The following is a 15,039-nucleotide window of genomic DNA, read 5'->3' on the forward strand; positions in this document are numbered from 1 at the left end:
TAACTTTGTATTTTAAACTGATAGCTTAAATGACCCTCATCGCATTTTTTGTGGGGCTAACTTTAGGAATTGGGTTTTGGATCTGGCGGCGGAACAAGCTTTACCGCCAGTTAGAGCAAATTCTTGGGTTGCTACCTTCAAGTGTCATTGGGGTATCTTTACCGCTGGTTTCGCAGCTACGCAGTGGAATTGCTTTGGCAAATCAGCAGTCTCTTCAGCTAAAGACGCAGTTGCAAATGAATCAAGAGATTCTGCAAGTGGCACCCATCGGCTATCTGGAGGTGGATGAAGAAAACCAGTTGATTTGGTGCAACGAGCAAGCCCGCATTTTATTAGAGCTTCATCGATGGGAACCAGGACAGGTGCGTTTGCTGCTGGAGTTAGTGCGATCCTATGAACTCGATCAGCTAATTGAGCAAACTCGACACCAGCAAAAGCCTTGTGAACAAGAGTGGGTATTTCACCCAGATTGTTCAGATGCAGCGGTAATTGGGGAGATGCGATCGCTTACTTTACGCGCATCTAGCTTGCCCTTAGCCTACGGACAAGTGGGTGTATTTCTAGAAAATCGCCAACCTTTAATCGAACTTTCCCAATCGCGCGATCGCTGGGTTTCCGATTTAGCTCACGAACTCAGAACCCCCCTCACCTCCATCCGTTTGGTAACTGAAACCTTGCAAAAACGCTTGCAGTCTACAAAAGAGCGCTCATTAATTGACCGCCTCCTGCCAGAAGTCAACAGACTAATGAACCTAGTTCAAGACTGGCTAGAACTAAGCCACTTAGAGCAAGATCCCAGCAAACACCTCACCCTAAAATTAGTAGAACTGCGAAGCTTAATTCACTCTGCCTGGGAAACAATAGAGCCTTTAGCACGACAAAAGCAACTCAGCTTTAGCTATTCTGGTTCCGACACCTTACTCATCAAAGCCGACGCATCTCGTCTCACCCAAGTATTTCTCAACTTACTCGACAACAGCATTAAATACAGTCCCCTTGAAGGAGCTATCCGTGTTGAAGTAAATCTTATTCCGAATAAGGATATCCCTAACTTGGTTCAGATCAATATTATTGATTCAGGGATTGGGTTCCCTGAGTTCGATTTACCCCATGTTTTTGAGCGGCTCTACCGAGGAGATCCCTCCAGGCGGCGTCAGCACAACTCCTCTGGAACTTCTGAAGAATTGTCAGTTGTGGTAACGACTGGCAGCGGTTTAGGCTTAGCGATTGTGCGGCAAATTGTCATCGCTCATGGCGGCTCCGTCAAAGCGAAGAATCATCCAGAAACCGGCGGCGCATGGCTGCAAATTGAATTACCTTCCTTTCAATCCCCGCTTGAAATTTAAGGTTAGCCTTCGTTGCAGTTTTGATATTCACTTTGAGTTTTTTGCACCATTTAAGAAAATTAGTATTAACCAATCATGCTAGTCAGACAGAACCCACAATTTAAAAGGGTCCTGAAACACTAAGATGACCAAAGTATGATTCGACTAAATGATTTTTCAAGGGTTTCAGCCCCTGAACTCGGATCGTTAAGTTATTAACTGTGCCTTCCAAAATTAGCTCATAAAAATTACATCTATCCTACGATAGGTTTTCATTTAGTCTATATGCATACAGCCAAATCAACAAATTTAAGCCATCTTAGAGAGTACAGTCGTTTTGTTTTTCTACCAGCAGAGGTGAATGCTTTCCTCTAAACACGTGCATACGGAACGGATACACTTCGATCGCAGAACTAGGGGCTTATTAAGGGATGTTTTGCGAATGGGAGCCTTAGTAGAAAACTCCTTTCGCCTCTCGCATCAAGCCTTGTTTTCCCGTAACCTGGCAGCCGCTAGGGAAATTCCCTTATTGGATAAACAAATTGACCGATTTTATCGCCAAATCGAGCTAGATTGTGCAACTTTAATGACCCTGGAAGCTCCGGTTGCACAGGATTTGCGTTTACTCAGTGCTTGTATGCAGCTGGTGCGAGACTTAGAACGCATTGGTGATTACGCCAAAGACCTAGCAGAAATTGCGATTAAACTCTTTCCTTACCCCCCTCATTCTTGCCTACCGCAGATTGAGGTAATGTCCCATCATGCTCAAGCCATGCTGGCGTCGAGTTTAGTCGCGCTGGCAGATTTGGACGCAGCCGCCGGGAAAGCTGTCAAGCAGCAAGACGATGCTGTGGATAGCGCTTACGAAACGGTTTATCAAACCTTAGCCTTTCAGCGGGATATCAAAGGGGTGGTTGAACCGATTCTGTTGATGGGGTTGATCATTCGGCATTTGGAACGAATGGCAGACCACGCCACCAATATTGGTCAACGAGTTGCCTACATTGTCACGGGAACCCGGTCTTAAAGGCTACAGTCACGGCACGGCAGTGCCCATACTGATTTAAAAGTAAACTTGCACTCATATAGCATTTTTTACTTGCGTTCTATACAGTTCGCGATAAGGGTCTACAGCTAGCTACCTGTAGACCCCTATCGCTGTATTTCCCTCTTATTGAGAAGTGATATAACTGTTACCCTCACTGCTGCTAATGGACTGCATCACTATTACGCTGACACAGTTAACCCGTATTTTGAAGGCAATGGCGGTGGCAATAATGCCCTATCCCGCTTTGCCGAACGCAACCCCATTTATCGGATTGGACCTTTAGGTGCTGGTGTCGGCTTGAACTACAAGATTAGCAACGCTCTGAAGTTGGACTTAGGTTATCTCTCCAACACAGCCAACAATCCCGAAGATGACAACGGGGTTTTTAACGGTAACTACTCAGGTTTGGCACAGTTAGTTTTTGGGACTAACCGATTTAAGGTTGGATTCACTTACATTCACGCCTATGATAATGGCGGCAATAATGCTCCCCGCTTTGCTATGGGCGGTACTGGTACTGGTCTTGCCAATTTGAATCCAGCAACGCTAGCTGCTGCGACTACAGGTGGTCTAACCCAAGCTCAGTTGAGCAGACCCGTTTCAAGCAACTCTTACGGGTTAGAAGCTTCCTTCCAATTAACCCCTCAATTTGTTCTAAATGGCTGGGTGGGCAAAACTGACGCTCGTTTGATTGGCTTAGGCGATGCCGACATTTGGAACTTTGCCCTTGGTCTTGCTATACCAGATTTTGGCAAAAAAGGCAATTTGCTTGGCATTATCGCTGGAGCCGAACCAACTCTCAGAGGTTTAAATGTTCCTGGCCCAGAAAACTTCGAGCGTGATTTTGCCTATCACATTGAAGGTTTCTATAAGTATCAGATGACAAATAACATCTCAATTACTCCGGGCATTATCTGGCTGACATCTCCTAACCAAAACAGAGATAATGATGACATCATTATTGGTACGATTAGAACAACGTTTACCTTTTAATTAGCGGTCAGGGTGAGGATCGATAGTCACAAGTGACAACTAATCACATAAACTAATCTAATCGCTTAATCGCCAACTTTGCTCTTGCCGATTCGGAGCGCAACTTGAAAGCCTCTAAATCGGCTTTATTTGTTGGGTTCCTAGCTAGCGGATTGTCAGGATTGCTTAACCTGTAGATTACCAAATCCTTACCTATCCCTAAACTGACACAACTAGCATTAGAGGAAATTATGTCGCCTACAAGACAATGTTGAGCTTGAGTTGGCAGTGTTTCATGTTTAATAATGATGGAGTTTCTCAAGAAGACTCCCTATAGCGTTCCGTTAATCCGGGATTGTTTCCCTTGAGTTCAGTTAGGTGTGAGGAGATTAGATGTCTAAAATTTTGTGGAATACTCTAAAATTAGGGCCAGCGATCCTAGGTGCATCTTTATTAGTTTGCAGTAGCACGCTTGCCGCACAGACGCCTGAAACTCAAATGGCGAGCGAGCCGATAGCTGCCACTAACCAGGTGACTGATTTATTAAAACCAGCCGACCAATCCCAGCAAGCGCAGCAGACACCTGTTCAAGAACTGGCTGTTCAACCAGAAATTAGTTCTATTCCAGTTTTCACCAACGGCACGTCTGCCCAAGAAACGCCGGTTGCTGAAGCTGAATTAGTGAGTCCGAAACCAGTTTTAGCAGATAACGCGATCGCGCAACCCACTGCTGATGCTGTCCCCACGAGCCAAAACAGCGAATTAGAACAAATCGACCAATACACCAATGAAGTCGGTACAACCGACTCAATGGATCAAGTCACCAACGTCTCGCAGTTGCAAGACGTAGAACCGACGGATTGGGCTTACGAAGCACTGCGAAGCCTGGTGGAGCGCTATGGTTGTATCGCTGGGTATCCCGATGGTACCTTTCGCGGCAACCGGGCACTGTCGCGTTATGAATTTGCCGCCGGGATGAACGCCTGTTTGCTGCAAATCGAAAAACTGATTGCGGCAAGTTCGGCTGACTTTGTCACTAAAGAAGATTTAGCGACGCTACAGCGGCTAATTGATGAATTTGGGGCAGAATTAGCCACCCTCAGAACGCGAGTAGATAACTTAGAAGGTCGCACGGCATTTCTGGAAAGCCATCAATTCTCGACGACGACTAAGCTGACTGGCGAAGTTATCTTTGCGCTTGCTGACGTTTTTGGTGAAGAAAGGGCTGGCGGGGGCGACATAGACGCTAACCTCATTTTTGCTGACCGTGCCCGTTTGAATTTTGACACTAGCTTCACGGGCAAAGACCGCCTGCGAACCCGCCTGCAAGCTAGAAACATCTTTCAATTTGATGCCGGTAGCGCGTCAAGACCCAATATTACGGGTACCAGCATGACCCGCTTGGGATTTGACGGAAATAACGGAAATGATTTCGAAATCGACGACTTTTACTATCGTTTTCCCCTAGGCGATAAGCTCTTAATCCAAATTGATGCCGCCAACGTTGAATTCAATGACAACGTCTACACCTTCAACCCCAATTTCGAGAGTAGTGGAAGTGGCTCTATCTCCCGCTTTGGGCGTTTCAACCCCATCTACCGACTAGGTTCTGAGGGGACTGGGTTGACTGCGACCTACAACTTTAGCAAGGCATTAAACCTATCTTTAGGTTATCTAGCGCCTCGAGGCAACGATCCTTCAAACGGTTACGGGGAATTCAGTGGTGCCTATGCAGGTTTAGCTCAACTTGTTTTCCGTCCTAGTGACGCCCTGAATGTGGGTTTGGTTTACGCCCATACTTATGAGAACCAAGAAAAAGGCGTCAGCTTCATGTCGAGTACGGGTAGTAGATTTGCCAACCGGCCCTTCGGGAACATTGCGACTTCAGGCAATCACTACGGACTGAATGCAAGCTTCCGGCTTGGTTCTGCCATTACCCTCTCAGGCTGGGCAGGTTACTCAGTAGCTACAGCTGAAATTAGTCCGGTTGGTCTTGCAACTACAGGATCTAATGCAGATATTTGGAACTGGGCTGTAAGCTTAGCCTTCCCAGACTTGGGCAAAAAAGGGAACCTACTTGGTTTCGTATTTGGGATGCCGCCTAAAGTGACCGACAACGATGTCAGTAACAATGAAGATCGGGACACCTCATATCATGTAGAGGCTCTGTATCGCTATCGGTTGACTGACAACATTGAACTCACCCCAGGTTTGTTGGTGATTCTTAATCCCGAACACAACGACAACAACGACACACTCTACGTAGGAACGCTGCGAACAACCTTTAAGTTCTAAGCACCTGCGTTTCGGGTAGGGGCGGGGGATTCCTCGCCCGCTCGTCTCTGACCCAACAAACGGTAGATTTACGCCAATAAAATGCTGTGTGCGATCGCTCCTATCTGAACTTAAGCGATCGCACTTTCTTGTGCAGATCCAAGCCTCCGAAACTGCTTCGATCTGCGCTTTCCTGCTGCCAATCATCACCTTTGCTTAACCTGTAGATTACCAAAGCCTTACCTTTACCTAAACTTGCAGAACTAGCATAAAGATCGGCAGGGGTAGCATTTTATTTTTGTAAATACGCTATCTTGTGGAGTTGGTTTTCATTTGCTCTAGTTCTTTCCCACCTCCTGGCAGTAAATACAACGACAATAACCGCCAGGAAGGAACATGCACCTAGCATTTTTGACAATTCTTCAGCGTCAGCTTTTTAAAGACTCAAAGATTCAGTATGTTTTCTCCAATGCATTCAACACGACGGGCTTTTCTCGTTCCCTTTATTGCCCTCTCACTGAGCGTGGCTGCCTGTCAGTCGCCAAATACCACTCCTACCAGCAGTCCAGCGGCAGGACCAACAGGTAGCCCCACTCCTGCTGCCGCTGGCGGTGGCAACGTCAGCCTCACAGGTGCCGGTGCTAGTTTTCCAGCTCCTTTGTATCAGCGGTGGTTCTCTGAGTACAACAAGCAAAATCCCAATGTCCAAGTCAGCTATCAATCGGTTGGCAGCGGCGCTGGTGTGGAACAGTTCACCCAGGGAACCGTGGACTTTGGTGCCAGCGATACGGGGATGAAACAGGAGGAAATCACCAAGGTTAGCAAGGGTGCTGTGTTATTACCCATGACAGCAGGCAGCATTGTTCTAGCCTACAACCTGCCCGATGTCAAAGGTCTCAAGCTACCGCGTGCAGTTTACACCGATATCTTCTTGGGCAAAATCAAGAAGTGGAACGATCCCAGAATTACCCAAGCCAATCCTGGGCTGAATTTACCAGACAGGGAGATTACTGTTATCCATCGCTCCGATGGTAGCGGTACTACAGCAGTCTTCACCAAACATCTGAGTGCGATTAGTCCGGCATGGAAAAGTGGCCCTGGCGACGGTAAAACTGTCAACTGGCCTGTCGGCGTGGGTGCCAAAGGCAACGAAGGCGTCACCGCTCAACTCCTGCAAAGTGATGGTGCCATCGGTTATGTCGAGTACGGCTACGCCAAGCAACAAAATATCCCTGTAGCGGCGCTGGAAAATAAAGCGGGCAAGTTTATTGAACCCTCCAGCGAAAGCGCGGCTAACACGCTAGCCGCAGTGACTCTGCCCGCAGACTTGCAAGTTTCTATCACCGACCCAACCGGCGAGAATTCTTACCCAATTGTCACCTATACCTGGGTCATGGCTTACAAGACCTATGAGAATCCTGACGAGGCAAAAGCCCTCAAGGATGTCTTGAAGTGGTCGTTAAACGAAGGACAAAAGTACAGTGAAGAGCTAGGATACGTGCCTCTTCCCCAGCCTGTTGTAGCCAAAGTTCAAGCAGCAGTGGATACCATCAAGCCGTAAGTTTCAGCGTTAGATATTGCCCGAATCGGCAAGAGGCTAATCCTTTCTGAACCGGAATGTTAGTCAAGTAGGCACTGCTTACCCTACTTGACTATGAAAACTTTACAATGAAGTTTTTGGGATTGGAGAGTGAGAATCTAGAACTTCCAATCCTGAATTCGCCTAGCACTATATCGCCTACAAAAGTAAAAACTTGGGAAAATTCAGAGATTCCCGGTAGACGTATACCTAGCTCTTGATATAAGATTAAAGGCTGTGACTTTTTGGCGAAACCAATGAACGCTCAGGAAATCATCCGCTCGATTGAAGCGGAGCATCTGAAAAAAGAGTTGCCCATTATCCATGTGGGCGACACCGTTAAGGTTGGGGTAATTATCCAGGAAGGCGGTAAAGAACGGACGCAGCCCTATGAAGGCGTCGTCATTGCCAAGGGCGGGAGCAGCATTAACTGTACGATTACCGTGCGGCGGGTATTCCAGGGAGTAGGCGTTGAGCGGGTATTTCTGCTCCATTCTCCCCGAGTTGAAAGCATCAAGATTCTTCGTCGGGGTAAGGTGCGTCGTGCTAAACTATACTATCTGCGCGATCGCGTTGGGAAAGCCACTCGCGTTAAACAACGCTTTGACCGTAGCCTGTAGTCCAATTTGGACAAGGCTATTCCCGATTGACGCCGCTAGGGGTTAAACTTAAATAGAGAAAAGTTCAGCCTCTCGCTCTCAAATCCACCTGTGCGCTCTTAGTTCAGTTGGTAGAACGCAGGTCTCCAAAACCTGATGTCGGGGGTTCAAGTCCTCCAGGGCGCGCTCTCATCACAAAACAGGACTGAGAACTGAAGAGTGTTCGCGAAGTAGCGCAACAGCGCTAACAGAGTGAAAACATAGAGGGACTCAGAACTTAGGCATCAAAGCTCTGCCCGAAAGCATTCCTGTGGTTGCATAGTCAGCCTCAAAAACGTTTACTTTCGGGTAGACTTGTGTTGTGTAGGTGGTTCATCAGTATTGCCTAAGTCAGGTGCTAGACCCAACGATTGCATCGGTATCTGCGTAGATTGGCAGCACATTAGGCTGTACACAGCTAAAAGCGGTAGAAATGAACTGCTCAAGAGCTGTATTAACGGGAGAGATATTGTGGCAAAGAAAAACGAAGCCGAGAGCGAAGCAAAAACAACTGGGTTTAATATATCAACCTTTTTTCAGGAAACCAAAGACGAACTGAATAAAGTCGTCTGGCCCAGTCGGCAGCAATTGCTCAGCGAATCTGCTGCTGTGCTGTTAATGGTAACTCTTTCGGCAGTTTTAATTTATCTGGTTGATGGTTTCTTTGCTTGGGCAGCAAAGCAGGTGTTCGGATGAGTTTTGCAACCGACAATCCACAGGATTTCAATCAACTCGAAGACACGTCAGATGGCTCGGTAAAATCCCGGTGGTACGCTGTTCAGGTGGCATCTGGATGTGAAAAGCGTGTCAAGACAAACTTAGAACAGCGGATTCAAACTCTTGATGTTCGCGATCGCATTCTCCAGGTGGAAATTCCTCAAACTCGCACCCTGAAAATGCTCAAAGATGGCACTCGCAAGGAGTCGGAAGAAAAAGTCTTTCCCGGCTACGTGCTAGTCCGGATGCGGCTAACTCCTGGGGCAGATGGTGAATTGGAGATGGACGATGAAGCTTGGCAGGTTGTCAAGAACACCCCAAACGTGATTAACTTTGTCGGTGCAGAACAGAAACGCCGTTACGGACGGGGACGCGGACACGTTAAACCCTTGCCGCTGAGTTTTTCAGAAGTCGAACGTATCTTTAAACAAGCTACCGAGCAAGAGCCAGTAGTGAAAACTCATCTGGCTACAGGAGATAAAATTATTGTCCTTTCTGGTGCGTTTAAAGATTTTGAAGGCGAGGTCATTGAAGTCAGCCCAGAAAGAAGCAAGCTGAAGGCGTCACTATCCATTTTTGGACGCAATACGCCGGTAGAATTGGAGTTTAATCAGGTTCAGAAACAAAGCTAAATAGTTAAGATGGCAAAGAAAGTTGTTGCAATCATCAAGCTAGCTCTTAATGCGGGCAAAGCTAACCCTGCCCCGCCAGTGGGACCAGCGCTCGGTCAGCACGGGGTCAATATCATGGCGTTCTGTAAAGAATACAACGCCAAAACAGCGGATCAAGCTGGGATGGTAATTCCGGCAGAAATCTCAGTCTATGAAGACCGCAGTTTTACCTTTGTTCTGAAGACACCACCGGCATCCGTTCTGATTCGTAAGGCAGCTGGCATTGAGCGAGGCTCCAACGAACCAAACCGGAAAAAAGTGGCGTCAATTTCAAAGGCACAGTTGCAAGAAATTGCTCAAACTAAAATGCCGGATCTCAATGCCAACGACATTGATGCGGCAATGAAAATTGTGGAAGGAACTGCCCGGAATATGGGCGTTACTATTAACGAATAGCGATTCTTTGATTCGCTAATTGCAAGCACGCGGAAAGCTGGCAACGTAAACCCAATCGGGGGAGAGGTAACATCTCGTTAGTGACCCCAGGAGAAAAATATGGCAAAGAAAGTATCCCGTAGGCTCCAAGAGCTGCAAAAGAAAGTCGAAGATCGACCCTACGAACCCACAGAGGCTCTCAACCTTTTAAAAGAGACAGCCACTGCCAAGTTTCCTGAATCTGCTGAGGCGCATATCCGCCTGGGAATCGATCCCAAATATACCGACCAACAGCTGCGAACAACCGTTGCTTTGCCCAAAGGAACTGGACAGACAATTCGAGTTGCCGTAATCGCCAGAGGGGAAAAGGTCCAAGAAGCCAGCAATGCCGGTGCTGATATTGCCGGTTCCGAAGAGCTGATTGACCAAATCCAAAAAGGCATGATGGATTTTGACCTGCTGCTGGCGACACCGGATATGATGCCCCAGGTGGCAAAACTGGGACGTTTGCTCGGTCCCCGTGGCTTGATGCCCAATCCCAAAGGTGGGACGGTGACGTTCGATCTAGTGCAGGCGATCGCTGAATTTAAAGCTGGTAAGTTAGAATTCAGAGCTGACCGTACTGGGATCGTCCACGTTTTGTTTGGCAAAGCTGCCTTCCCAACTCAAGACTTGCTTGTGAATCTTAAGGCGTTACAGGAAACGATTGACCGTAACCGTCCTTCTGGAGCCAAGGGTCGCTACTGGCGCACAGTGTACATATCTGCGACAATGGGGCCATCGATTGAAATTGACATCAACGCCCTGCGCGATCTAAAGCTGACTGAAGCTGCCTAAGATTTAGCCCTGTAGGGGCAAGGGTTTCCCACCCTTACAGGAACAATCGATTGAGTAAACAACAGGAGCAAGATTTAAAGTTTTCAGCCCAATTAACTGAATAGCACGCGCCGGAGACAGCAGGAGCTGATGGCTTAATTTCCTGCCTAGGTTTGCGACTTTACCGCATTAAGGTCAATCTTCTCGCCACACGCAACATGGCAGAAACTGCACCAAAAATGCGAACTCTGAAAAGGGTTCCTTGGGATATTGCGTAACCCCGGCTCAACCGCTGGGGTTTTTAATTGGGCTTTTTTAGGTTTGGCATTCTGCATTTTCTAAAGGAGGTGAAAGATACATGGGTAGAACGCCGGAAGATAAACGGGCGATGGTCGCTGAAATCAAAGAAACTTTAAATGTAGCTCAGCTGGCAATCGTCATCGATTACCAGGGGTTATCAGTTTCGGAGATTATGGACTTGCGGCGGCGGCTGCGTCCCAGCGGCACCGTTTGCAAGGTGAGCAAGAACAAGCTGATGGGAATTGCCATTGAGGGTGATTCCAACTGGCAACCGATGTCAGAATTCCTTAAAGGTTCTTCTGCTTTCTTGCTAGTCAAGGACGATTTGAGCGGCGCAATTAAGGCTTACCAAGACTTCCAAAAAGCCACTAAGAAGACAGAACTTCGTGGTGGTGTAATGGAAGGTCGAGCTTTGAGCCAAGCTGACATCAAAGCGCTGGGAGATTTGCCTTCCAAGGAACAACTCATGGCGCAAATTGCTGGAGCTATCAATGGCTTGGCAACCAAGATTGCTGTGGCTATCAACGAAGTTCCAGCTTCGCTGGCAAGAGGACTACAAGCGGTCTCCGAGCAGCAGCAAGAAGGTGGCAACGGCGAAAGCGATGCAACTGCTACTGCCTCAGCGTCTGAGGAATAAATTGGCGGCTACAGGTACAAAGTCTGCCGATGAAGGCAGCTACCTAAACGCCTAAAGAATGGATTCGCGGCTACACAAACAAAGCCTGCCTAGGCAGGCTGTAACAAAAATAACGTTACTGGAGTTTTGAAATGTCTGCTACAACTGACCAAATTCTCGATCAACTAAAATCACTGACTCTGCTGGAAGCTTCTGAACTCGTTAAGCAGATTGAAGAGGCTTTCGGCGTTAGTGCTGCTGCCCCTGCTGGTGGAATGATGATGATGGCGGCTCCTGGTGCTGCTGCTGCTGCGGAACCAGTTGAAGAGCAAACTGCGTTTGACGTGATTCTGGAAGATGTCCCAGCTGATAAGAAGATTGCCATTCTTAAGGTAGTACGCACTATCACGGGTCTGGGTCTGAAGGAAGCTAAGGATTTGGTAGAATCTACTCCCAAGCCAGTTAAAGAAGGCGCTGCCAAAGAAGAAGCTGCTGATATCAAGAAGCAGTTGGAAGAAGCTGGTGCGAAGGTAGCAGTTAAGTAGAAGGCTAATGGCTAATGGTTTTTTTCAATGAGCCATTAGCCATTCAGTAGGCGGGATTAATTATTTGTAGGATGAGTTAGCGATCGCGTAACTCATGCAAATTTGGGGTTTCCTGGCGTTTTTCCAACTAACCTACGAAAATCTACGAAAATCTTCAATTTAATTGCATCCGCCTACTTAGCAAAAAATCACCGAATAGAAATGAAGTAATTTCCTGAAGCTAAACAGGAATTACGATTCAGGAGTCTAAGGAAGGCTCCTTTTTTTGAGGTGATTTTTTAGGTAATCTAATCCCTCTTTTGTTACTAGGGGGAATTCCGAGCGACCATGCGATCGAAGACTAAACGAGACATCTTGGGAAAAATTGTCTTATCTTGGGCGTAGGCGGCATCGTCACCAAAGACTGTCAAAATATAAACGGTGCTACCATCTCTGGTTGCGACAAATGCCGCTTCTTGGCGCGAAAAAGAAGTCCAACCCGCCTTTGAGTAAAAATCAATATCCACATCAGACAAAGCCTCGCCAAAAAATTCCTGGATGGGGTTGAAGTCACCCCAGGTTTTTGACTCTTGCGTCCTCATTTCTGGACGCAAATCTCTTCTTAGCCATCCGCACATTTTTTCGCTAGCGGCTGCGGAAACCGCCTGTCCAGTTCCACACATTTCGTACAGGAGCCTAGCTGCCTGATCGGTTGTTATCTTATTCCGAATTGGATCTTTGGGATCGCCTCGCATTTGCAAATCAATCTCTAGAGGTTCTGGAAGCCTTAGGTAGGGGATTGGATAAGTTTTTTGGCTAATATTAATGTCTTTGTAGCCTGCTTCTCTAAAAAAATGATTAACTTGTTGACGCTTATCTAGCCATATTTTAAACTCTTCATCATTTTCTATTTTCGGTCTAGATTGCGTATCGGTTAACAGGTCAAGAATGACGCTAGCTGCCTCGTTATCAGACTCCTCGATCATTTTGGACACATATAAAGAAAATGCACCTTCGTCTGCCCAAATCCCGTTTTCTATCTGAGCATATAGAGCCACCATCCAAAACATCTTAATGACGCTAGCTGGATATCTCAAAGTATCTTGTTTATATCCGGCAATTTCACCTGTTTTAACGTTGATTAAGGTAATAGATAAAGGCTTTGTGGGTAAGTCTTTCTCAATCGCCAATTTCACAACATCATCAACAATTTCTTCCAAATCTTGACTCTGCTTAAAGTTCGGCGGAGTCTTGACATTGTAGGTAAGTTGTGAGGGATTGCGTCCGGGGAGGCGAGATGGAAGAGGTAATAATGCAGTTTTAGCCCAAGGGGGAAGTACCGGCAAGGTAGAACTGAGTGGTTTGGATACGACTGCTGGACGCTGAGTTAACAACCGATTTAACGTTAATCCACAAGTTGTAAAGATTGTAGCGGAGGCGATCGCTAAAGCCGCAAATCGCAGCCGTCGCACCCGTCTCTTGACTTGATGGGCACGAGCTGCACGTCTGGCTTTAAATTTGGCAATTTGTTGGGCACGTTTATTCGGTTTTGGTTGTGGTTGCTGACCCACGAGCTGCACCTTATGGTTTTTAAGTTTTCCTGATTTCTCGTTTTAAATAATTTTCAAGGAACTGCACGGGGAGTTATTGAATTTCTCTGATCGTTTTGTATTCAAGGATTTTCCATTTGCTGTCTACTGATTGCAAAGTGTATCGCACCAACCGAGTTTTGAAGTCAGTTTCGTTGGGGTCGATATTCCCATTCTTATAGAGAGTACGTTCTTCAGTTACCCTAATTTCGATGGTTGCACGATCGCCATCCACGGTAAATTGTTTAACATCTCCGACTTTTTGAACGCCGTATTGGTAGTAAGCATTGTTATTCTCTAACCAAGCCATTGAGCCGCCCTCACCAACGGTATTTTCATAGAGTTGTCCCGTGGTCAGTTCGGCAGCAAGTTCGCGATTGAAGGGGGGAGCGAATATTTTTCGCTTGCTGTTTACCCACCGATTAATTAACGCGACAGCTTCTTGTTGAGCTTGCTGAGGGTTTTCTATATTGGGAGAACGGTTAGCAAAAAAACTTGGTAACTTTCCAGTTGTGAATAAAATACCACCCAGAATTGCTACCCCGATCGCACTGCCTAAAATTACTGCCTTCTGCCAATCTCTTGAATCGGAGATAGTTCTGGTGGCAACAGGTTGGGAGGATGACACCGCAGTGGTTTGTAAAGAAGCAACTTCAGGAGGGTAAGAAGGCACCGTGGATGGCTGATAAGTGTTTTCTGGGGGTGGAGAAACGACTGGCGGAGGAATGTAAGGAACTGTGGGGGGAATTGGAGAGACTGGAGTTTCTAAAGCATGAAGCATTTCTTGGACATTCGTATAGCGATCGCTCGGATGAGACTGAATCGCCTTATCCAGCACCGCCAGCAAACTGGCGCTAACATTCAAAGTGTACTGATGCCACAGAATCTCGCCGCTGTCACGATCGATATTTAAGGATTGAGGGAGTTTTCCGGTCAGTAGATAAATCGCCGTCAAACCCAAACTATACAAGTCACTCGAAAAAAGTGGGCGTCCGATTGCCTGCTCGCTAGGCATAAATCCAGGCGTCCCAATTACAATTGAGCTGATGGTACGCCCCTCAGAATTGACGATGGTGCCCATCGTTTCTTTCACCGCCCCGAAATCAATTAAGACGGGTTTGGTATCCCGTTTTCGCACAATCACGTTGGCTGGCTTAATATCTCGATGGACAATCCCTTTGTGATGCACGTAATCTAGGACAGGTAATAGATTTACCAAAATTTCCCGCACCGAACTCTCGCTGAGAGATCCCTGCTGTTGCACCATTTGAGCCAGCGTTTCCCCCTCAATCCATTCCTGAACTAGGTAGAACTGATCGCCAGCCGCAAAGTAAGCATACAGCCGGGGAATCTGGTAATTGCCTTCGCCCAACTCTTCTAAGATGGCGGCTTCGCGTTGGAATCGATCTTTAATTAGCTGGTACTGGGGATTATTCGTCACCGGCTTGAGTCGCTTGATCGCGCACCGGCGACCCGAAGGCATATGGATATCTTCTGCCAGAAAGGTTTCGCCAAACCCACCAGCGCCCAGCGTCTGAATTATGCGATAGCGATTGTCCAACAGCGTTGGCATCATTGGCCTTCACCGCGTAAGG

General features: G+C 47.1%; 14 protein-coding genes, 1 tRNA gene and 1 other annotated feature. Of the genes, 13 read left to right on the forward strand and 2 right to left on the reverse strand.

Annotated features, from left to right (window positions below):
• The first annotated feature begins 29 nt into the window (after positions 1 to 29).
• From NC996_RS16945 to rplL, 13 genes are all read left to right on the forward strand, one after another.
• Entirely contained in the window at positions 30 to 1,346 is a 1,317-nt protein-coding gene (locus tag NC996_RS16945) for an ATP-binding protein (RefSeq protein ID WP_190429550.1), read from the forward strand.
• Between the two features lie 340 nt (positions 1,347 to 1,686).
• On the forward strand, positions 1,687 to 2,352 hold the full coding sequence (gene phoU, locus NC996_RS16950; RefSeq protein WP_190415204.1) for a phosphate signaling complex protein PhoU: 666 nt from the start codon (positions 1,687 to 1,689) through the stop codon (positions 2,350 to 2,352).
• A gap of 147 nt (positions 2,353 to 2,499) precedes the next feature.
• Positions 2,500 to 3,366: an iron uptake porin gene (locus NC996_RS16955; RefSeq protein WP_199302900.1), complete on the forward strand. Its 867-nt coding sequence runs from the start codon at positions 2,500 to 2,502 to the stop codon at positions 3,364 to 3,366.
• 372 nt (positions 3,367 to 3,738) lie between these two features.
• On the forward strand, positions 3,739 to 5,640 hold the full coding sequence (locus tag NC996_RS16960) for an iron uptake porin (RefSeq protein ID WP_190682954.1): 1,902 nt from the start codon (positions 3,739 to 3,741) through the stop codon (positions 5,638 to 5,640).
• A 436-nt stretch (positions 5,641 to 6,076) separates the two neighbouring features.
• A complete protein-coding gene (gene pstS / locus NC996_RS16965) occupies positions 6,077 to 7,180 on the forward strand; it encodes a phosphate ABC transporter substrate-binding protein PstS (RefSeq protein WP_190682957.1) in 1,104 nt (367 codons plus the stop codon).
• 275 nt (positions 7,181 to 7,455) lie between these two features.
• Positions 7,456 to 7,818 (forward strand): 50S ribosomal protein L19, encoded by a 363-nt coding sequence (gene rplS / locus NC996_RS16970; protein ID WP_190682960.1) that lies wholly within the window; start codon positions 7,456 to 7,458, stop codon positions 7,816 to 7,818.
• A gap of 92 nt (positions 7,819 to 7,910) precedes the next feature.
• Positions 7,911 to 7,983 (forward strand) — tRNA-Trp (locus NC996_RS16975).
• Positions 7,984 to 8,307: 324 nt separating this feature from the next.
• Positions 8,308 to 8,532, forward strand: a complete 225-nt coding sequence (secE, locus tag NC996_RS16980) for a preprotein translocase subunit SecE (protein ID WP_190415197.1) — start codon at positions 8,308 to 8,310, stop codon at positions 8,530 to 8,532.
• Positions 8,529 to 9,185, forward strand: a complete 657-nt coding sequence (nusG, locus tag NC996_RS16985; RefSeq protein ID WP_190415196.1) for a transcription termination/antitermination protein NusG — start codon at positions 8,529 to 8,531, stop codon at positions 9,183 to 9,185. The genes secE and nusG overlap by 4 nt, the downstream gene beginning before the upstream one ends.
• A gap of 9 nt (positions 9,186 to 9,194) precedes the next feature.
• Positions 9,195 to 9,620, forward strand: a complete 426-nt coding sequence (gene rplK, locus NC996_RS16990; protein WP_190415195.1) for a 50S ribosomal protein L11 — start codon at positions 9,195 to 9,197, stop codon at positions 9,618 to 9,620.
• 99 nt (positions 9,621 to 9,719) lie between these two features.
• Positions 9,720 to 10,436, forward strand: a complete 717-nt coding sequence (gene rplA, locus NC996_RS16995) for a 50S ribosomal protein L1 (protein ID WP_190415194.1) — start codon at positions 9,720 to 9,722, stop codon at positions 10,434 to 10,436.
• A gap of 92 nt (positions 10,437 to 10,528) precedes the next feature.
• Positions 10,529 to 10,728 (forward strand) — a sequence feature (ribosomal protein L10 leader region).
• A gap of 45 nt (positions 10,729 to 10,773) precedes the next feature.
• Positions 10,774 to 11,352, forward strand: coding sequence for a 50S ribosomal protein L10 (gene rplJ / locus NC996_RS17000; protein ID WP_190415193.1), 579 nt, complete (start codon positions 10,774 to 10,776; stop codon positions 11,350 to 11,352).
• Positions 11,353 to 11,483: 131 nt separating this feature from the next.
• Positions 11,484 to 11,876 (forward strand): 50S ribosomal protein L7/L12, encoded by a 393-nt coding sequence (rplL, locus tag NC996_RS17005; RefSeq protein WP_190415192.1) that lies wholly within the window; start codon positions 11,484 to 11,486, stop codon positions 11,874 to 11,876.
• Positions 11,877 to 12,181: 305 nt separating this feature from the next.
• Here rplL and NC996_RS17010 read toward each other — a convergent pair whose 3' ends face one another.
• Both NC996_RS17010 and NC996_RS17015 read right to left on the reverse strand, forming a co-directional pair.
• The gene (locus NC996_RS17010; protein ID WP_190682963.1) at positions 12,182 to 13,426 is read right to left on the reverse strand and encodes a serine hydrolase; all 1,245 of its coding nucleotides are present in this window, start codon (positions 13,424 to 13,426) and stop codon (positions 12,182 to 12,184) included.
• Between the two features lie 73 nt (positions 13,427 to 13,499).
• On the reverse strand, positions 13,500 to 15,020 hold the full coding sequence (locus NC996_RS17015; RefSeq protein ID WP_190682966.1) for an IMS domain-containing protein: 1,521 nt from the start codon (positions 15,018 to 15,020) through the stop codon (positions 13,500 to 13,502).
• Between the last annotated feature and the right edge of the window lie 19 nt (positions 15,021 to 15,039).

The organism is Trichocoleus sp. ST-U2 (assembly GCF_039961875.1).
Lineage (GTDB): Bacteria > Cyanobacteriota > Cyanobacteriia > Cyanobacteriales > FACHB-T130 > FACHB-T130.

Bases quoted from the DNA above. Each gene is read 5' to 3' on its own strand.
- NC996_RS17015 (WP_190682966.1), bottom strand. From the start codon at position 15,020: ATGATGCCAACGCTGTTGGACAATCGCTATCGCATAATTCAGACGCTG.
- rplL (WP_190415192.1), top strand. From the start codon at position 11,484: ATGTCTGCTACAACTGACCAAATTCTCGATCAACTAAAATCACTGACT.
- rplS (WP_190682960.1), top strand. From the start codon at position 7,456: ATGAACGCTCAGGAAATCATCCGCTCGATTGAAGCGGAGCATCTGAAA.
- rplA (WP_190415194.1), top strand. From the start codon at position 9,720: ATGGCAAAGAAAGTATCCCGTAGGCTCCAAGAGCTGCAAAAGAAAGTC.
- nusG (WP_190415196.1), top strand. From the start codon at position 8,529: ATGAGTTTTGCAACCGACAATCCACAGGATTTCAATCAACTCGAAGAC.
- phoU (WP_190415204.1), top strand. From the start codon at position 1,687: ATGCTTTCCTCTAAACACGTGCATACGGAACGGATACACTTCGATCGC.
- pstS (WP_190682957.1), top strand. From the start codon at position 6,077: ATGTTTTCTCCAATGCATTCAACACGACGGGCTTTTCTCGTTCCCTTT.
- NC996_RS16960 (WP_190682954.1), top strand. From the start codon at position 3,739: ATGTCTAAAATTTTGTGGAATACTCTAAAATTAGGGCCAGCGATCCTA.
- rplJ (WP_190415193.1), top strand. From the start codon at position 10,774: ATGGGTAGAACGCCGGAAGATAAACGGGCGATGGTCGCTGAAATCAAA.
- NC996_RS16945 (WP_190429550.1), top strand. From the start codon at position 30: ATGACCCTCATCGCATTTTTTGTGGGGCTAACTTTAGGAATTGGGTTT.
- rplK (WP_190415195.1), top strand. From the start codon at position 9,195: ATGGCAAAGAAAGTTGTTGCAATCATCAAGCTAGCTCTTAATGCGGGC.